This is a genomic window from Micromonospora sp. CA-246542 (assembly GCF_050942905.1).
Classification (GTDB): domain Bacteria; phylum Actinomycetota; class Actinomycetes; order Mycobacteriales; family Micromonosporaceae; genus Micromonospora.
Genome location: NZ_CP192040.1, coordinates 3312538 through 3330590, shown reverse-complemented (window position 1 = coordinate 3330590; position 18053 = coordinate 3312538). Strand labels below are relative to the sequence as shown.

Here is an 18053-nt window from a genome sequence, read left to right as displayed (position 1 = left end):
GGATGGTCACATACCGGCTGAGTGCGACATTCCGTCCGGTCCAAGGCTGGCCACGAACCGCCGGCAGGCGTCGTACTCCGGAAGCAGGCCGCTCTCGCGGGCCTGCGCGAGGGTCGGCGCGGCGTCGTCGCGCGCGGACAGCAGTGGCGTGTCGGCCGGCCACTCGATGCCCAGTTCCTCGTCGAGCGGGTGCACCGCGTGCTCGCCGGTCGGGTTGTACGTGGCCGAGCAGAGGTAGCTCAGCGTCGCGTCGTCGGTCAGCGCGCAGAACCCGTGCCCCAGGCCCTCGCTGAGGTAGACGGCCCGCCGGTCGGTGTCGTCCAACCGGACGCCCTCCCAGCGGCCGAAGGTCGGCGACCCCACCCGCAGGTCGACGATCATGTCGAGGACCGCCCCGCGCACGCAGGTCACGTACTTGGCCTGCCCGGGAGGCACGTCGGCGAAGTGGATGCCGCGCACCACGCCGCGCGCGGAGACCGACAGGTTGGCCTGGGCGAGGCGCAGCGGGTGCCCCACCGCCTCGGCGAGCTTGTCGAAGCGGTACCACTCCATGAACATGCCGCGCGGGTCGCCGTGCTGCTGGGGGGTGATCTCCCAGGCGCCCTCGATGCTCAGCTCGCGGATCTTCACCGGCCCACCTGCGCTTCGTTCTTCTCGGCCAGAAGGCCGAACAGGTAGTCGCCGTACCCGCTCTTGACCAACGGCTCGGCGAGCGCCCGCAGCTGGTCGTCGTCGATGAGGCCGGCCCGCCAGGCCACCTCCTCGATGCAGCCGATCTTCAGACCCTGCCGCTCCTCGATCACCCGGACGAACTCGCCGGCCTGCATCATCGAGGCGAAGGTGCCGGTGTCCAGCCAGGCGGTTCCCCGGTCCAGCAGGGTGACGGACAGCTCGCCGGTCTCCCGGTACGTCTCGTTGACCGCCGTGATCTCCAGCTCGCCCCGGGCGCTCGGGGTCAGCTTGGCCGCGATGTCGACCACCCGGTTGTCGTAGAAGTACAGCCCGGGGACCGCGTAGCGGGACTTCGGCCGGGCCGGCTTCTCCTCGATCGAGAGCACCCGCCCCTCGGCGTCGAAGTCCACCACGCCGTACTCCTGCGGGTTGGCCACCGGGTAGGCGAACACCCGGCCACCGACCAGGTCGCCGTGGGCGGCGAGCTGCCGGCCCAGGCCCACCCCGTGGAAGATGTTGTCGCCGAGGATCAACGCCACCGACTCGCCGCCGATGAAGTCCGCCCCCAGCACGAACGCCTGGGCGATGCCCTCCGGGCGCGCCTGCGTCACGTACTCCAGCCGCAGCCCGAACTGGCTGCCGTCGCCCAGCAGTCGACGGAACTGGTCCTGGTCCTCCGGGGTGGTGATCACCAGGATCTCCCGTACCCCGGACATCACCAGGGTGGAGAGGGGGTAATAGATCATCGGCTTGTCGAAGACCGGCATCAGCTGCTTGGACACTGCCCGGGTAATCGGCCAGAGCCGGGAACCGGTGCCGCCGGCGAGTAGGATTCCGCGCACCGGGGGAGCTTAGCCGCTACCGGCCCGTCGGCATGTCGGTGGTCGCCGCCGAAAGCCTGCCGACCGCTTCGCGTACACTCCTGGACCCGTGAGGATCCTCGTCACCGGCGGTGCCGGATTCATCGGTTCAGAGTACGTCCGCATGCTGCTGGGCGTGCCCGGTGGCACGGCCGCGGGGGTGCCGGCGCTCGACCCGGCCGGCGTGACCGTGCTCGACAAGCTCACCTACTCGGGCAACCTGGCGAACCTGGACCCGGTGCGCGACGACCCCCGGCTGCGGTTCGTGCAGGGCGACATCTGCGACCCGACCGTCGTCGACGAGGTGGTCGCCGGGCACGACGTGATCGTGCACTTCGCGGCGGAATCACACGTCGACCGCTCGATCGCCGGCGCCGCGCCGTTCGTCACCACCAACGTGCTCGGCACCCAGACCCTGCTCGACGCGGCGCTGCGCCACGGCACCGGCCGCTTCGTGCACGTCTCCACCGACGAGGTGTACGGCTCGATCGACGAGGGCTCCTGGACGGAGACCTGGCCGCTCGCCCCCAACTCGCCGTACTCGGCCTCGAAGGCCGGCTCCGACCTGCTCGCGCTGGCCTACCACCGCACCCACGGCATGGACGTGGTGGTCACCCGCTGCTCCAACAACTACGGGCCGTACCAGTTCCCCGAGAAGGTCATCCCGCTCTTCGTCTCCAACCTGCTCGACGGTGGCACCGTCCCGCTCTACGGCGACGGCGGCAACATCCGCGACTGGCTGCACGTGCACGACCACTGCCGGGGCATCGCGATGGTCCAGCAGAAGGGCCGCGCCGGCGAGGTCTACAACATCGGCGGCGGCACCGAGCTCACCAACAAGGAGCTGACCGGCCTGCTGCTGGAGGCCTGCGGCGCCGGCTGGGACCGGGTCGTCCCGGTCGCCGACCGCAAGGGCCACGACCGGCGCTACTCGCTCGACATCACCAAGATCAACCAAGAGCTGGGGTACGCCCCGAGCATCGACCTCACCGACGGTCTGGCGCAGACCGTGCGGTGGTACCGCGACAACCGCGCCTGGTGGGAGCCGCTCAAGGCGGCGCCGACCGCATGAGGAGGGCGAACACCAACGTTCGGTCCCCCCGTTCCGCCCCCCGAACGGCGTACAGTCTGCTAGGGAACGGCCGTTGGGCCGCCACCGGTGTGCCACCCCTTCAGGGCGCGCGCACCACCCTGGCCGCCACGTACGCCTCCGCCGCTCCCCCCGCCCCGTGGAAGGTCGCATGAAGCTCACCCTCGTCACCGGCCTGACCGGCCTGATACTGCTGGCCACGATCGTCGAGCTGCTGCGCCGCCGGCAGCTCCGCGAGAAGTACGGCATGCTCTGGCTCTGTGTCCTGGTGATCGTCATTCCGCTGTCGCTCTTCCCCCGCCTGCTGGACAACGTCGCCGAACTGCTCGGCGTCCAGTCCGGCGTGAGCCTCGTGCTCTTCCTCGGCATCGTCTTCCTGCTGCTGGTCTGCGTGCACCTCAGCTGGGAGGTCAGCGCCCTGGAGGAAGAGACCCGGACCCTGGCAGAAGACTTCGCCCTGCTGCGCGCCGAGATCGACGCGGACCGGGCGGCCCGAGACGAACTGGTGTCGCACGATGGTTAACGGCAAGCGGGTCCTGATCATCATCCCCGCGCTCAACGAGTCCGGGTCCATCGCCGACGTCGTGGGCGAGGTCCGTGGCGAGCTACCCGGCGTCGACGTGCTCGTCGTCGACGACGGCTCCACCGACCGCACCGCCGCCGTCGCCGCCGCCGCCGGCGCCCGGGTCGCCAAGCTGCCGTACAACCTCGGCGTCGGCGGCGCCATGCGCCTCGGCTACCGGTACGCCCGCGACCACGACTACGACGTGGCCATCCAGATCGACGCGGACGGCCAGCACGACCCCCGGTACGTGCCGAAGCTCGTCGACCTGCTGGACGACACCGACCTGGTGATCGGCGCCCGGTTCGCCGGCGAGGGCGACTACAGCGTCCGCGGCCCCCGCCGCTGGGCCATGGTCATGCTCTCCGGCGTCCTCTCCCGCGTCGCCCGCACCAAGCTCACCGACACCACGTCCGGGTTCCGGGCCGCCAACCGCCGGGTCATCGACATGTTCGCCACCTGGTACCCGGTGGAGTACCTCGGCGACACGGTCGAGACGCTCGTGCACACCGCCCGGCGGGGTTACACCATCCGCCAGGTGCCGGTGGCCATGCGCAAGCGGATGGCGGGCACCCCCAGCCACTCCCCGGCCAAGGCCATGATCTACCTCGGTCGGGCCTTCGCCGTCCTCACGTTGGCGCTCATTCGCCGGTGATCCGGCGGCTGCTGAGTCTGGTCCCACCGGGCACCGTCGCCGTCGGCGCCGGCCTGGCCCTGCTGGGGCTCGCCTCCTACGTCCACCTGGCTGTCGCCGGGCACAGCCTCACCGAGGCTGACTACTCGTCGCTCGCGGCCCTCTGGACGATCGTCTTCACCCTCGGCATCGGCCTGTTCATGCCCGTCGAACAGGAGGTCGCCCGCCTCGTCGCCGGCCGGCACAGCCAGGGCCTCACCCCCGGGCCCGTACTGGCCCGGGGGGCCGCCCTGGCCCTCGGCCTGCTCGTCGCGGTCGTCGCGCTGATCATCGTCGCGCGGGCGCCGCTCGCCGACCGGCTCTTCGCCGGCGACGACCGGATGGTCGCCGTCCTGATCGGGTCGCTCGCCGCGCTCGCCGTCGCGCACACCACCCGTGGCGTGCTCTCCGGCCTGCAACTGTTCCCCTGGTACGGCACCCAGCTCGGCGTCGACGGCGGCCTGCGCATCGCCCTCGTCGCCCTGCTCGGCCTGACCGGCGTCACCTCCCCCGTCTGGTTCGGCGCGGTGCTGATCGCCGCGCCCCTGATCGGCGTGGCGATCACCGCCGCACCCGTGCTCCGGGCCGTCGGCGGCGGCGTCCCCGTCGCCTGGGCCGCGTTCCTGCGCGGCCTCGGCCTGCTCATCACGTCCAGCCTGCTCTCCCAGGTCGTCGTCAACATCGGCGTGATCAACGTGAAGGTGCTGGACCCCTCCGACGTGGCCACCGCCGGCGCGCTGCTCTCCGCGCTGGTGCTCGTCCGGATCCCGCTGTTCGTCTTCGCCTCGCTCCAGGCGTCCCTGCTACCCGGCCTCGCCACCTCCGCCGCGACCGGCGACCGCACGGCCTTCAACAGCCTCCTGCGGCGAGCCCTGGGCATCGTCACCGCGCTCGGCGTCACCGGCGCCGTGCTCGCCATCCTGCTCGGCCCGTGGCTGGTGCAGACCCTGTTCGACGCGCCCGACGTCCTCGGCCACGGTGACTTCGCCTGGCTCGCCGCGGCCACCCTCGCCTACCTCTGGGCGATGGTCCTCGGTCAGGCGCTGCTCGCCCTCGACCGGCACCGGGCCCAGGCCGTCGCCTGGGCCGTGGGCGTGGCCGCGCTGGTCGCCGCCACCCTCGCACCCGTGGCCACCGCGCTGCGGGTCGAACTCGGCTACGCCATCGGCTCCGTCGTGGTCGCCGCCACCATGGCCGCCCTCCTGCGCGGCACCCGGTTCCCCACGCCGGCCTCCACCCCCACCCACGAAGCCGTCGCACCCGAAGTAACCACCGCCCCCTAACCCACCCGTCCCAGACCGCGCCGCGCCCCGCCCCGCCCCGCCCCGGCCCGGCCCGGCCCGGCGATCTTGCAGTTCCTGTCGCGACCAATCGTCATCAAACTGGCTTTTCGTCAACCGAAAGTGCAAGATCGGCGGGCTGGAGCGGGGTGGGAACGCATACGGCGGGCAGCCCGGTCTCCGGGCTGCCCGCCGTATGCACGTACGGGAACTACTTGCCGTCCGCCGGCTTGTCCTCCAGGTCGGCCGAGCCCGCCGACGTCGTCGGCTTGTGCGCCTCAGTGGTCGGCTGCGCCGGCGTGTCCGGCCCACCCGCCTCGGCGGGCTCCTCCGCCGCCGCGACATCACCGTCGAGCAGCGCCGTCAGCGCCGCCCCCGTGATCCGCCGGAACGTACGCCCCACCCGCTGACGGTCCAGCACCGCCACCTCGAGCTGGTTCGCGGCGATCGTACGGGCCGCGCCACCCTCACCGCCGACGGTGCTCAACGCCTGCACCGCCACCCGGACGGCCTCACCGAGGGACATGTCCGCCCGGTGCTGCGACTTCAACACACCGGTGATCGCCTCGGCCTGGCCGCCCATCGCCATCCGCCCCGGCTCGTCGTTGACCGACCCGTCGTACGTGAGCCGGTACAGCTCGTCGTCGTCCGGGGTCGCCCCGACCTCCGCCACACAGATCTCCACCTCGAAGGGCTTCGACTGCTCGGTGAAGATCGCGCCGAGCGTCTGCGCGAACGCGTTGGCGAGGGCCCGCCCGGTCACGTCACGCCGGTCGTAGCTGAGGCCGTTCAGGTCGGCCATCCGCACACCCGCGCGGCGCAGGTTCTCGAACTCGTTGTACCGGCCGACCGCGGCGAAGCCGATCCGGTCGTAGATCTCGCTGACCTTGTGCAGGGCGCTGGAGAGGTTCTCCGCGACGAAGAGCACCCCGCCGGAGTAACTCAGGACCACCGCGCTGCGACCCCGGGCGATGCCCTTGCGGGCCAGCTCGGAGCGGTCGCGCATGATCTGTTCGGGCGAGGCGTAGAACTGCATGGCCACGGCGGCGGTTCTCCTTACGGCGCTGTGCTGACGACTGCTGACTGGTGGGGGTGGACGGCGCTCAGCCGCCCGGATTCTCCATCCGACCGGCGACCACACCCTCGGCGATCGCCGCCGTCTCGGTGTCGGTCAACCGGCGGGTGCCCTCGGCGGTAGCGGTCATCACCACCGGATAGATCCGGCGGGTCAGGTCCGGACCGCCGGTCGCGGTGTCGTCGTCGGCCGCGTCGTAGAGCGCCTCGACCGCGAGCCGGGTCGCGTCCTCGAGGGACACGCCGGTCCGGAAACGCTTCTTGAGCGCCGACTTGGCGAAGAGCGAGCCGGAGCCGATGGCGTCGTACCCGGTCTCCTCGTACGGGCCACCGGTCACGTCGAAGCTGAAGATCCGCCCGGCGCGCGCCGGGTCACTGGCGGCCAGGTCGAAGCCCGCGAACAGCGGGACCACGGCGAGGCCCTGCATGGCCGCGCCCAGGTTGCCCCGGATCATCGACGCCAACCGGTTGGCCTTGCCGTCGAGCGAGAGCATCGCGCCCTCGATCTTCTCGTAGTGCTCCAGTTCCACCTGGAACAGTCGCATCAGCTCGATGCCGATGCCCGCGGTGCCCGCGATGCCGACCAGCGAGTACGCGTCGGCGGGGTGCACCTTCTCGATGTCGCGCTGGGCGATCAGGTTGCCCATGGTGGCCCGCCGGTCGCCGGCCATCACCACTCCACCGGCGGCCGAGATGGCCACGATGGTGGTCGCGTGCGGCGCCAGGTCGGCGGCCATGCCCGGCGGGAGCGGCCGACGACCGGGCAGCATCTCGGGGGCCACCCGGCTCAGAAACGTGGTGAAGGAGGACGTCCCCGCGTTGGTGAACACATCTGGTAGACGCCCGGATGGATCAAAGCCCGCTGCCACGTGGTTCCTCTCAGGTACGTGATCGCCCTGGCCAGCCTCGTAGGACTGTCACGGAACTGGCCAAGACCACCGTTGCAGTTGAAGCAGAGTATCCCGCGCACCCATCCGGTGCGATGATCGTGGTCCAGATGTTGCGGGTCCGCGCCCCCACAGATCGCGCAGACCCCGTCCTGCTCGGCCAGGAGCTCCTGAAACTCCTTCTCCCCGATGCCGTAGCGCCGCTGGAGGTGGTACTCGCGACTGCCGCCATGCAGTCGGAGCCTGCTCTCCTTGCCCTTCTCGTTGTGGCAGGGCTTGCAGTATCGGCCGTAGCCGCTGCGGGCGGAGCGGTTACGCGGAAAGTCATCCAGGGGCTTTGTGACATCGCAGTCAGGGCACCTTCGATGCCCTTCCGGCACCGCGGGCAACTGCCGCACGTCCCTGCCCTGCTGCTCCTTCACGCGCTTGGCATAGCTCGCCTTGGATCGAGCGTTGAAGCAGGGCTTGCAGTAGCTACCCCGACCCTCCGGCCGCTTGCTGTTCGCGCAGAATTGATCAAGGGGGAGCCACTCACCGCAGTCGCGGCAGCGGCGGTGGCCATCTTGGCCATTCAGAGCCATGTCCGTTTTGCGCGGCTATGCCCTATTCGCCCCCTTTCTGTACATAGCCCCTCACGAACTCTTCTGCGTTCTCCTCCAGGACGGAGTCGATCTCGTCGAGCAGGTCGTCGACGTCCTCGGTGATCTCGGCGTGCCGCTCGGCCACCTCGGGGTTGGCCTCGGTGGTGACGTCCTCGATTTCCTCGCCCTGGCGGGACTTGCCGGACTGCGACTGGCCGCCGCTGTCATGAGTGGCCATTGCTGCCTCCTCCACGATCGTCTGCGATGAACTTACCTCGCTGGGGCGACGAAAAGCCCGCCGCGCGCCGGCTTGCGGCACACGGCGGGCATTCGGTTGGCGCGTTCAGCCGCCGGTCAGCGTCTCCAGCAGGTCCTTGGCGCTGGCGCAGCGGTCGAACAGGGCCCCGACGTGGGCACGGGTGCCCCGCTCCGGCTCCATCATCGGCACCCGGACCAGCGACTCCCGACCCACGTCGAAGATCACCGAGTCCCAGCTCGCGGCGACCACCTCGGAGGCGTACTGCGCGAGGCAGCGGCCCCGGAAGTAGGCCCGGGTGTCCTCCGGGGGCTCGGTCATCGCGCTGCGGACCTCCTCGTCGGTGAGCAGCGTCTTCATCGCCCCTCGGGAGACGAGCCGGTTGTAGAGGCCCTTCTCCGGGCGTACGTCGGAGTACTGCAGGTCGACGAGCTGGAGCTTGTGGGAGCCCCAGCCGAGCTTCTCCCGCTCCCGGTAGCCCTCCAGCAGCCGTAGCTTGGCCACCCAGTCCAACTCGTCCACGCAGAGCATCGGGTCGCGACCGAGCCGGTCCAGGACGCCCTCCCACCGGTCCAGCACGTCGGCGGTCTGCTCGTCGACGTCGGCGCCGTACCGGTCGTCGACAAAGGACCGGACCCGTTCGAGGTACGCCCACTGCACGTCCAGGGCGGTCAGGCGGCGGCCATCGCGCAGCCGCATGAGGTGCGTGAGGGACGGGTCGTGGCTGACCGCGCGCAGTTCGCTGACCGGGTCAGCGATGCCGAGGTCGGCGCTGAGCGCCTTCTCCTCGATCATGGTGAGGATCAGCGCCGTGGTGCCCACCTTGAGGTAGGTGGAGATCTCGGAGAGGTTGGCGTCGCCGATGATGACGTGCAGCCGGCGGTACTTGTCGGCGTCGGCGTGCGGCTCGTCGCGGGTGTTGATGATCGGTCGCTTGAGGGTGGTCTCGAGGCCGACCTCGACCTCGAAGAAGTCGGCGCGCTGGGAGATCTGGAAGCCGCTCTGCCCGCCGTCCTGTCCGATGCCGACGCGGCCGGCGCCGCAGACGATCTGGCGGGTCACGAAGAAGGGCGTCAGGTACGCCACGATGTCGGCGAACGGGGTCTGCCGGCGCATCAGGTAGTTCTCGTGGGCGCCGTAGCTCGCGCCCTTGTTGTCGGTGTTGTTCTTGTAGAGGTGGATGGGCTGGCTGCCGGGGATGGTGGCGGCGCGGCGGGACGCCTCGGCCATCACCCGCTCGCCGGCCTTGTCCCAGCGCACGATGTCGCGGGGAGTGGTGACCTCGGGGGTGGAGTATTCGGGGTGCGCGTGGTCCACGTAGAGGCGTGCGCCGTTGGTGAGTATCACGTTGGCCAGGCCGAGGTCCTCGTCGGCGAGGGCCTCGGCGGGGTCGTAGGCGGCCCCGGAGTAGGTGAAGCCGCGGGCGTCGCGCAGCGGCGACTCTTCCTCGTAGTCCCAGCGGGCGCGACCGCCCCGGTTGAGTTCGGGCCGGGCCCCGTAGGCGTTGACCACCTGGGACGAGGTGACCATCGGGTTGGCTCCGGCCTGGCCGGGCACGGAGATGCCGTACTCGACCTCGGTGCCCATGATCCGTCTTACGCTCATCGACCTACCCGCTTCGCTCGCCCGACCCGGTCCCCGTCATGTCGAGCGTAGTCCGACTGTTCGGGGTCGGGGGCGCGCCGGTGCGGGCGGGTCACGGGTGTCGCCCCGCGTCCCGCCCGCCGCGTTCAGTACTTGATGATCATTGGAACGGTGGTGACCCGACCGCGCAGGTCCGGGTACCTGGTCAGCAGCTTGTCGACGCGTCGTTGCGCGGCCGGGTCGCTGATCAGCAGGCGGAGCGGACCGCGGGTCGAGCGCAGGATCTCGCGGGTCCGCTCGGGTTCCTCGAACATCGGCAGGTAGATCGCCGGCTCGCTCTGGGCGGTGGTGCCCTGTAGGGCGGAGAGGCAGATCGATTCCACGTAGCCGCGGTAGCCGGTCCGGTCGAGCACGACGGTGATGGTGCCCGGCTGGTCGGGGTGGCGGCGGTAGGCCGCGGCGCAGACCTGGGCGACCCTCGACGGCTTGTCGACGCTGTGCTGGACCCAGAGCTGGGTCCAGCTCTGCTTGTCCACCGTGAGCAGGCTCCGACTCCAACCGGTGAGCCCGCAGAGGATCACGACGGTGAGCACGGCCAGCGCGGCGGCGAGCGCGGGGACGGCGGCGGCGCGGGCCCGGTTGGCACGTGCGTCGGCCTTCGGCACGGGCAGCAGCACGACCAGGGCGGCGGTGCCGACGATGAGCCCGACGGTGGCGAGGTGCACGCCCTTCATGAAGTAGTAGGCGGGTTGGACGCCGGCGAGGATGTTGGCGAGGGCGATGGCGAGGGCGAAGCCGACGGCCACCAGCACGGCGGCGAGGTGCCGGCGCCAGGCCCGGTCGGCGCGACGGGCCTGGATCACCAGGCCGATGAGGACGATCGGGGTGAGGCCCAGCAGGGCCCGCCAGGCCTCGGCGAGTTCCAGGCCGGCCTTGGCGTCGAGGGCCTCGGTCTGGCCCGCGGCGAAGATCCCCAGCAGCAGGGGCAGCGGCGCGAGCACGGCGGTGACCAGGCCGACGACGAGCACGGTCCGGCGGATGCGGAGCAACTCCCGGCGGTGCGCGATCAGCCAACCGAGCACCAGCAGCCCGGCCGGGGGGAGGAACAGGTAGTAGGTGAAGCCGATGCCGATGAGCAGGGCGCCGAGCAGAACGAGCTGTTCCCGGTTGCCGGCGAGCGGGCGTACGACGAGCGCGGTCAGCGCGACGGCGAGCGCGAGCCCCAGCACCTCGCTGGGGTAGCCGGCGATGAGCAGGCGGGGCAGTTGGCTGCCGAGGACGAGGGCGCCGACGACGACGGTCAGGACGACCCGGTGCAGCGGGTGCAGGGGGCCGGGAAGTCGTTGGGCGGCCCAGAAGAGGGTGAGCACGAACAGGCCGAAGGTGGCGAAGCACCACCACTCGTAGTGGCTGAGGCTGCTGGCACCGCTCGGGGTGCCGGTGGCGGAGCGCAGATGCGCGTCGAGCACGGCGGCGTTGAGGTGCCAGCCCTGCGGGTAGCGGGCGAGCAGGGAGACGATGTCGTCGCGGGCGGCCGACGGGTCGAGGAAGACGTAGCCGCCGAGCCGGCCGATGGCGTCGACGAGGGCGACGTGGCGGAAGTTGTCCTCGCCGAGGGCGAGCAGGCTGAGGCGGCCGACGAGCGCGCTGGCCCGCAGCCAGGGCGACGCGAGGTAGCCGACGACGGCGACGGTGGTGACGACCGGCAGCAGGTCGGTCCAGCCGGGCCGGGGCAGGGCGGGACGTCGGCCGGTCAGCACGGCGGTGAGGGCGAGGACGGTGAGTGCGGTACCGCTGACCGCGACGGGGTGCAATCCCCAGGGCCAGACGGTGAAGAGCAGCCCGCCGACCGTGGTGGCACCGACGAGCAGCAGCATGGCGAGCACGAGCCGGTCGAGCAGGGTGCGGCCGCCGCGTAGCAGGCTGGCCGTGGCCAGCAGCACGAGCGGGGGCAGCAGCCAGGCCAGGTGCAGGGGGTACGCCACCGCGGGTACCAGCCAGGCGACCGCCAGCGCGATGGGCAGCGCGCGGTACGGGCGGGTGGGAGGAGGGGTCCGCGGGTCGACCGCCGGGCGTGCCGGCGGGTCGGTGACGGTGAGTTCGGACGGCACGCGGATCCTCGACGTTTCGCAGGGTTGGAAGCGCCACAGCGTACCGGGTCGGGTGGGCGGGTGTGGGCCGGTGTGAACGGGCGGGGCCCGGGACGCGATGCGTCCCGGGCCCCGCTGGTGTCAGCGCCTGCCTACAGGTACTGGCCGGTGTTGCTGGCGGTCTCGATGGACCGGCCGGCCTCGGTGCCCTTGCCGCCGGAGACGAGCGTACGGATGTAGACGATCCGTTCGCCCTTCTTGCCGGAGATGCGGGCCCAGTCGTCGGGGTTGGTGGTGTTGGGCAGGTCCTCGTTCTCGCGGAACTCGTCGACGCAGGCGTCGAGGAGGTGCTGCAGGCGTAGGCCCTTGCGACCGGAGGTGAGGAATTCCTTGATGGCCATCTTCTTGCTCCGGTCGACGATGTTCTGGATCATCGCGCCGGAGTTGAAGTCCTTGAAGTAGAGGACCTCCTTGTCACCGTTGGCGTAGGTGACCTCGAGGAAGCGGTTCTCCTCGGTCTCCGAGTACATCCGCAGAACGACGGCGTCGATCATCGCGGCCACCGTGGCCTGCGCGTCGGTGCCGTGTTCGGCGAGGTCGTCCGGGTGCAGTGGCAGCCCGGAGAGGATGTACTTGGAGAAGATGTCCTTGGCCGCCTCGGCGTCCGGCCGCTCGATCTTGATCTTGACGTCGAGCCGGCCCGGGCGCAGGATCGCCGGGTCGATCATGTCTTCCCGGTTGGAGGCGCCGATGACGATGACGTTCTCCAGCCCCTCCACGCCGTCGATCTCGCTGAGCAGCTGCGGGACGATGGTGTTCTCCACGTCGGACGAGACGCCGGAGCCACGGGTCCGGAAGATCGAGTCCATCTCGTCGAAGAACACGATCACCGGGGTGCCCTCACCGGCCTTCTCCCGAGCCCGCTGGAAGATCAGCCGGATGTGCCGCTCGGTCTCGCCGACGTACTTGTTGAGCAGCTCCGGGCCCTTGATGTTCAGGAAGAAGCTGGTGTGCTTCTCCTTGCCCTGCCGCTCGGCGATCTTCTTGGCCAGGGAGTTGGCCACCGCCTTGGCGATCAGCGTCTTGCCGCAGCCGGGCGGCCCGTAGAGCAGGATGCCCTTGGGCGGACGGAGCTGGTGCTCACGGAACAGGTCCGCGTGCAGGAACGGCAGCTCCACCGCGTCGCGGATCTGCTCGATCTGGGACTGGAGGCCACCGATGTCGGAGTAGTCGACGTCCGGCACCTCCTCCAGGACCAGCTCCTCGACCTCGCTCTTCGGGATCCGCTCGTACGCGTACGCCGAGCGGGGCTCGATCATGAGCGAGTCGCCGGCCCGGATCGCCGAGCCGATGAGCGTCTCGGCGAGGTGCACGATGCGCTCCTCGTCGGAGTGGGAGACCACCAGCGCCCGGTCGCCCGGCCCGCCGTTCGGCCCCTCCAGCACCTCCTTGAGCATCACGACCTCGCCGACCCGCTCGTACCCGAACGCGTCGACGATGTTGAGCGCGTCGTTGAGCAGGACCTCCTGGCCGCGCCGCAGCTCGGCCACGTCCAGCGAGGGCGAGACGGCGACCCGCAGTTTGCGGCCGCCGGTGAACACGTCCACGGTGCCGTCGTCGTGCTTGGCCAGGAAGACTCCGTAGCCACTCGGCGGCTGTGCGAGCCGGTCGATCTCCTCCTTGAGCGTGACGATCTGCGTGCGAGCCTCCTTGAGGGTGCTCACCAGCCGGTCGTTGTTCTCGGTCAGCCGCGCCAACTGTGCCTGGGTGGCCGCCAGCCGCTCTTCGAGCTGCCGGACGTGTCGGGGGCTTTCGGTCAACTTGCGCCGCACCAGGGCGAGTTCCTCCTGAAGGAACGCGACCTGCGTGGAGAGATCGTGGGCTTCCTTCTCCCACCGTGCGGCGCGCGAGTCCGCGTCGTCGCTGCGTGCTGCCACGTCCCACCTCCCCGGGGGGCTTGAACGTTCTGAGCTAACACTAGCCGCTATGAGCCCGATTCGGTCCCACGCAACACCCTCGTCACTGAACCTTGATCGCCAAGGGGTGGTCTGCGGGGTCGTTAACGGCGTTCGGGTACCGTCGGAGGCTGGTACGGGAGAACATGGGGGGTGCACCGGTGGCCGAGGTCGCGACCGACCAGTTGCAGGTCTGGGTGGACCAGGATCTCTGCACGGGCGATGGGCTCTGCGTGCAGTACGCGCCAGAGGTGTTCGAGTTCGACATCGACGGCCTGGCGTACGTCAAGGGCGCCGACGGTGAGCTGAGGTTGGCCCCGGGCAGCCGGGTCGACGTGCCCGAGCACCTGCGACTCGAAGTGATCGACTCCGCGAAGGAGTGCCCGGGCGACTGCATCCACGTGGTGCGCGGCGACGGCGTCGAGATCGCCGGCCCGGACGCCGAGGACGACTGAACCGACGCCGCGCGGTCCGCGCGACGCCGGCCCGAACCGGGTACGCCTCAGAGCATCGGGCGGCCGACCACCGAGGCGACCAGCCGCGCGAACTCCTCCAGCCGGGCGATCTGCCCAGCCCCACCGTCGTCGAGGGTCTTGCCGAACCGCAGCGCGTCGTGCCGGGGCGTACCGGCCATCTCCTCGCTCGGCGGCGCCTCGTCGAGCGAGGTGAGCAGCAGGTAGACGTCGATGCTGTCGACCCGGATCTCGCCGCTCTCGGAGCGGTTCAGCCGCCGCCGGCAGCCCACCTCGGTGACCGTGGAGACGGGCACCACCCGCAGTGACGACGTCATCGAACCCGGCGGCCCCTCCCCCGGCGGCACGTCCTCGCCGTGCCAGAGGATCAGCCGGCTGCCGTCGCAGACGACGACCTCCTGCCACACCCCGTTGACCTCGTTGACGAAGCGTTCCAGGGTGAAGCCGAGCACCGAGGCGCCGCGCAGCACCCCGCCGAGCGCTTCCAGCGCGACGTCCGGGTCCCGCAGATAGGCGCGCGCCGCCGACTCCAGGTCCTGGTAGGGCGACCAGTCCGGAAACACGGCGGGCAGGTCGCCGCCGCCGTAACCCGGTCGGCTCATCGGGCCGCCTCCCCCCGCTCACCGATGGTCACGGCCTGTCCATCTCCCCCGTCGCGTCGGGCTGCGCGTCGGTGGCCTGGGCGGCGGCTGCCTGGCGGGCCGCCTCGGCCGCGCGCAGGTCCTCGCGGCGCTGCACGTACGCCTCGGTGCCCTTGCTGGGTTTGCGGCGACGCGGCGGCGCGGTGACGCCCGGGGCGAGCTTGCGCGCCGAGACCAGGAACGCGGTGTGCGCGATCATCCGGTGGTCGGGTCGGACGGCGAGGCCCTCGGCGTGCCAGTCGCGCACCAGCGACTCCCAGGCGCGCGGCTCGGTCCAGCCGCCGCGCTCACGCAGCGCCTCGACCAGCTCGGAGAGCTGCGGGGTGGTGGCGACGTACCCGATGAACACGCCGCCGGGCACCAACGCCCGCTCGACCATGTCGAGGGTCTCCCAGGGGGTGAGCATGTCCAGGATGATCCGGTCGAAGCCGGTCTCCTGGCACTGCGCGACGTCGCCGACGTGCAGGTGCCACGACGGGTGCGGCCCGTTGAAGAACGCCTCGACGTTGCGCTTGGCGATCTGGGCGAAGTCGTCGCGTACCTCGAACGAGTGCAGCTCGCCCTCGGTGCCGACGGCGCGCAGCAGGGAGCAGCTCAGCGCGCCGGAGCCGGCGCCGGCCTCGAGGACCTTCGCGCCGGGGAAGATGTCGCCCATCGCGACGATCTGCGCCGAGTCCTTCGGGTAGATCACCTGGGCGCCGCGCGGCATGGAGAGCACGTAGTCCGACAGCAGCGGACGCAGCGCCAGGAACGCGGTGCCGCCGCCGGAGGTGGTCACCACGCTGCCGTCGGGCAGCCCGATCAGCGCGTCGTGCGCCAGGATGCCGCGGTGGGTGTGGAACTCCTTGCCGTGCTCCAGCGTGACGGTGTGCATCCGCCCCTTGGGGTCGGTCAGCTGCACCCGGTCGCCGGGCCGGAACGGGCCTCGGTGCACGGGTGTCAGCGTCCGGGGGGCGTCGTCGGCTGCGACGGTGGAGGGAGTTGCGGTCACGGTGTCATCTTCCGGTTGGGTTCGAGGAGCTGTGCCAGGTCCCCGATGTGCAGAATGCCGACGACATCTTCGCCTGACGTCACCACGTACTGCGCGCCCGGGTGGGTCTGCACGGCCTCCATCACCCGTTCGCCGTCGAGTCCCAGCGTCAGCGTGGGGAGCGCGGTGAGCGGCCGGGCGACCGAGTCCACCGCCAGCCAGGCGCGACGCTCGACGGGTACGGCCGCGGCGGCGGCCGGGTCGACCAACGCCACCGGGTGACCGGTGGAGTCGGTGATCAGCAGCGCGGCGGCGGGCTGCCCGCCCTCGGCGCGGCGGCGCTGGGCCTCGGCCAGCGGCGTGCCGGTGGTCACCGGCCAGATCGGCCGCGCCAGTTGGGCCAGGTCGATCAGCGGGAACCGTCGGCTGACGCGCGCGGCGCGGATCGACTGCCCGGCGCCGCGCCAGAGGGTGACGGCGACCAGCAGCATCAGTGGCAGCGCCACCGGGGCCAGGTGGTCGGTCGCGGTCAGCAACCCGACCAGCGCGGCGGTGCCGACGGCGACGACCCGGCCGGCCCAGCCGGCGACCTCGGTGCCACGGTGCCGGTCACGGGTGAGACCCCACACGGCGGCGCGGAGCGCCCGGCCGCCGTCCAGCGGCAGCCCGGGCAGGATGTTGAACACCGCCACGATGACGTTGCTCAGCGCAAGCTGGAAGGCGAGCTGATGGCCGACGGTGCCCGCCGGCAGGGCGAGGGTGGCGGCGACCGCGAGGGCGCCGAGCACCGCGGAGACCGCCGGGCCGGCCAGCGAGACCAGCAGGTCGATCCGGGGCGTCGGGGCGTCCCGCTCCATCTCGGTGTACCCGCCGAGCAGTTCGAGGGTGATTCCCCGCACACCGATGCCGTAGCGGCGGGCGGTGAGCGCGTGGCCCAGCTCGTGCAGCAGCACCGAGCCGAGCAGGGAGACCACGAATCCGAAGCCGATGAGGTAGCCGCTGATCTGCGGCAGGTCCAGTTGTCGGCGGGCGAACTCGGCGTAGAGCACGGCGACCAGCACGGCCAGCAGGAGCATCGACGCGTTCAGGTGCAGGGGCACCCCGAACACCCGGCCCACGCTCAGACCGGGTCGCCGGTCGGACCGGCGCGGCGGCCGGGAGGTCTGCTCCATCGCACCGATGCTACGGACCGGTCACCTGCGGGGCGGGCGGCGGGCGGTGTCACACCGGTGCCCTAACCTTTGCGCACATGACGGCGGAACCGGTCACCACCCCCCAGTCCTCTCCCCCGGCGCAGACGCCGCCGACGGTGCGGGCCTCGCTGTCGCCGTCGCGGGCGGCGGATTTCAAGACCTGCCCGCTGCTCTACCGGTTCCGCAGCATCGACCGGCTGCCCGAGCGGACGACCCTTGAGCAGGCCCGGGGCACGCTGGTGCACGCGGTGCTGGAGCGGCTGTTCGACCTGCCCGCGTCGGGCCGCACACCGGCCGCGGCCGGTGACCTGGTGGCCCCCCAGTGGGACCGGCTGGTCACCGAGCAGCCGGAGCTGGCCGCGATCTTCGACGACGCCGAGCCGGCCGGCCCGGTGGAGTTCCTGCGCTCCGCGGCGGGGCTGCTCGAGGGCTACTTCGCGGTGGAGGATCCGACCCGCCTGGAACCGGCCGAGCGCGAGAGCCTGATCTCGGCGGTCGTCGACGAGGAGCTGCTGATCCGGGGCTACCTCGACCGGCTTGACGTGGCACCGGACGGCGCGCTGCGGGTGGTCGACTACAAGACCGGCGGCGCGCCCCGGGAGGCGTTCGAGGCGCGGGCGCTGTTCCAACTGAAGTTCTACGCGCTGGTGCTGTGGCGCACCCGTGGGGTGGTGCCCCGGGTCCTGCGCCTGCTCTACCTGCGCGACGCCGAGGTGTTGGACTACACGCCCGACGCCGACGAGCTGGTCCGCTTCGAGCGCACCGTGGTGGCGCTGTGGCGGGCGATCGAGCAGGCCACCGCCCGGCAGGACTTCCGACCCCGTCCGAGCAAGCTGTGCGACTGGTGCAGTCACCAGGCGCTGTGCCCCACGTTCGGCGGCACCCCACCCCCGTTCCCCGTCGAGGCGACAACCGCCAACCCCCTCCACGACGCCCGCACCACCCCCGCACCCCCCGGCGCCGACGACTAACCCCCGCCCCGCGCACCGCACCGCACCCCGCCCCGCCCCCGCCCCCGCCCCGCCGATCTTGCACTTTCGGATGTCGACTTCATCGAATTCGCACCATTTATCCCCGCAGAAAGTGCAAGATCGACGGCGGCAGGAGGGTCAAGCCCCGGCACCGCCCGACCGGAGCGGTGCTGTCCGGGTCGGGACAGGGCACCCGGCCGACCTCTACCGTGGTCCGCGACGCACAGGCCGGTGGAGCGGG

Annotated in this window: 18 protein-coding genes; 6 read left to right on the top strand and 12 right to left on the bottom strand. The window is 71.2% G+C overall.

Features of this window, described 5'->3' with window-relative positions; all coding sequences use genetic code 11:
- Positions 1 to 6 precede the first annotated feature (6 nt).
- Positions 7 to 630 carry a dTDP-4-dehydrorhamnose 3,5-epimerase gene (gene rfbC, locus ACQP0N_RS15630; RefSeq protein WP_433121060.1) on the bottom strand — a complete coding sequence of 208 codons (624 nt, stop codon included), beginning with the start codon at positions 628 to 630 and terminating at the stop codon, positions 7 to 9.
- On the bottom strand, positions 627 to 1514 hold the full coding sequence (gene rfbA / locus ACQP0N_RS15625; RefSeq protein ID WP_433121058.1) for a glucose-1-phosphate thymidylyltransferase RfbA: 888 nt from the start codon (positions 1512 to 1514) through the stop codon (positions 627 to 629). The genes rfbC and rfbA overlap by 4 nt, the downstream gene beginning before the upstream one ends.
- Before the next feature lie 88 nt (positions 1515 to 1602).
- On the opposite strand from rfbA, the gene rfbB reads away from it, so the two are divergent.
- The 4 genes from rfbB to ACQP0N_RS15605 all read left to right on the top strand — a co-directional run bounded on the left by rfbB (position 1603) and on the right by ACQP0N_RS15605 (position 5140).
- Complete coding sequence (rfbB, locus tag ACQP0N_RS15620) at positions 1603 to 2604, top strand: dTDP-glucose 4,6-dehydratase (RefSeq protein WP_396805168.1); 1002 nt, start codon at positions 1603 to 1605, stop codon at positions 2602 to 2604.
- Between the two features lie 169 nt (positions 2605 to 2773).
- Positions 2774 to 3145: a DUF2304 domain-containing protein gene (locus tag ACQP0N_RS15615; RefSeq protein WP_007459918.1), complete on the top strand. Its 372-nt coding sequence runs from the start codon at positions 2774 to 2776 to the stop codon at positions 3143 to 3145.
- Positions 3138 to 3839: a glycosyltransferase family 2 protein gene (locus tag ACQP0N_RS15610; RefSeq protein WP_355053025.1), complete on the top strand. Its 702-nt coding sequence runs from the start codon at positions 3138 to 3140 to the stop codon at positions 3837 to 3839. The genes ACQP0N_RS15615 and ACQP0N_RS15610 overlap by 8 nt, the downstream gene beginning before the upstream one ends.
- On the top strand, positions 3836 to 5140 hold the full coding sequence (locus ACQP0N_RS15605; protein ID WP_433121055.1) for a polysaccharide biosynthesis protein: 1305 nt from the start codon (positions 3836 to 3838) through the stop codon (positions 5138 to 5140). Before ACQP0N_RS15610 ends, ACQP0N_RS15605 begins: the two co-directional genes overlap by 4 nt.
- A 208-nt stretch (positions 5141 to 5348) precedes the next feature.
- Here ACQP0N_RS15605 and prcA read toward each other — a convergent pair whose 3' ends face one another.
- From prcA to arc, 7 genes are all read right to left on the bottom strand, one after another.
- Complete coding sequence (gene prcA, locus ACQP0N_RS15600; protein ID WP_355053023.1) at positions 5349 to 6179, bottom strand: proteasome subunit alpha; 831 nt, start codon at positions 6177 to 6179, stop codon at positions 5349 to 5351.
- Positions 6180 to 6240: 61 nt separating this feature from the next.
- A complete protein-coding gene (gene prcB / locus ACQP0N_RS15595; protein WP_357119261.1) occupies positions 6241 to 7080 on the bottom strand; it encodes a proteasome subunit beta in 840 nt (279 codons plus the stop codon).
- Positions 6999 to 7520 carry an endonuclease VII domain-containing protein gene (locus ACQP0N_RS15590; RefSeq protein ID WP_357119264.1) on the bottom strand — a complete coding sequence of 174 codons (522 nt, stop codon included), beginning with the start codon at positions 7518 to 7520 and terminating at the stop codon, positions 6999 to 7001. The genes prcB and ACQP0N_RS15590 overlap by 82 nt, the downstream gene beginning before the upstream one ends.
- 181 nt (positions 7521 to 7701) lie before the next feature.
- Entirely contained in the window at positions 7702 to 7917 is a 216-nt protein-coding gene (locus ACQP0N_RS15585; protein ID WP_088948111.1) for a ubiquitin-like protein Pup, read from the bottom strand.
- 105 nt (positions 7918 to 8022) lie between these two features.
- Entirely contained in the window at positions 8023 to 9540 is a 1518-nt protein-coding gene (gene dop, locus ACQP0N_RS15580) for a depupylase/deamidase Dop (protein ID WP_355053020.1), read from the bottom strand.
- A gap of 125 nt (positions 9541 to 9665) precedes the next feature.
- Positions 9666 to 11630 (bottom strand): hypothetical protein, encoded by a 1965-nt coding sequence (locus ACQP0N_RS15575; protein ID WP_433121051.1) that lies wholly within the window; start codon positions 11628 to 11630, stop codon positions 9666 to 9668.
- 131 nt (positions 11631 to 11761) lie between these two features.
- Positions 11762 to 13546, bottom strand: a complete 1785-nt coding sequence (gene arc / locus ACQP0N_RS15570; protein ID WP_355053018.1) for a proteasome ATPase — start codon at positions 13544 to 13546, stop codon at positions 11762 to 11764.
- Between the two features lie 179 nt (positions 13547 to 13725).
- Between arc and ACQP0N_RS15565 the strand changes: the two genes are divergently transcribed.
- Entirely contained in the window at positions 13726 to 14019 is a 294-nt protein-coding gene (locus ACQP0N_RS15565) for a ferredoxin (RefSeq protein ID WP_433121049.1), read from the top strand.
- A gap of 47 nt (positions 14020 to 14066) precedes the next feature.
- On the opposite strand, the gene ACQP0N_RS15560 is transcribed toward ACQP0N_RS15565, so the two are convergent.
- The 3 genes from ACQP0N_RS15560 to ACQP0N_RS15550 are packed head-to-tail and all read right to left on the bottom strand — an operon-like array spanning position 14067 to position 16724.
- Positions 14067 to 14639 (bottom strand): hypothetical protein, encoded by a 573-nt coding sequence (locus tag ACQP0N_RS15560; RefSeq protein ID WP_355053016.1) that lies wholly within the window; start codon positions 14637 to 14639, stop codon positions 14067 to 14069.
- Between the two features lie 28 nt (positions 14640 to 14667).
- Complete coding sequence (locus ACQP0N_RS15555; RefSeq protein WP_433121047.1) at positions 14668 to 15669, bottom strand: tRNA (adenine-N1)-methyltransferase; 1002 nt, start codon at positions 15667 to 15669, stop codon at positions 14668 to 14670.
- Positions 15666 to 16724, bottom strand: coding sequence for a M50 family metallopeptidase (locus tag ACQP0N_RS15550; protein WP_433121642.1), 1059 nt, complete (start codon positions 16722 to 16724; stop codon positions 15666 to 15668). Before ACQP0N_RS15550 ends, ACQP0N_RS15555 begins: the two co-directional genes overlap by 4 nt.
- A gap of 173 nt (positions 16725 to 16897) precedes the next feature.
- On the opposite strand from ACQP0N_RS15550, the gene ACQP0N_RS15545 reads away from it, so the two are divergent.
- Positions 16898 to 17812 (top strand): RecB family exonuclease, encoded by a 915-nt coding sequence (locus ACQP0N_RS15545; RefSeq protein WP_433121045.1) that lies wholly within the window; start codon positions 16898 to 16900, stop codon positions 17810 to 17812.
- Positions 17813 to 18053 lie beyond the last annotated feature (241 nt).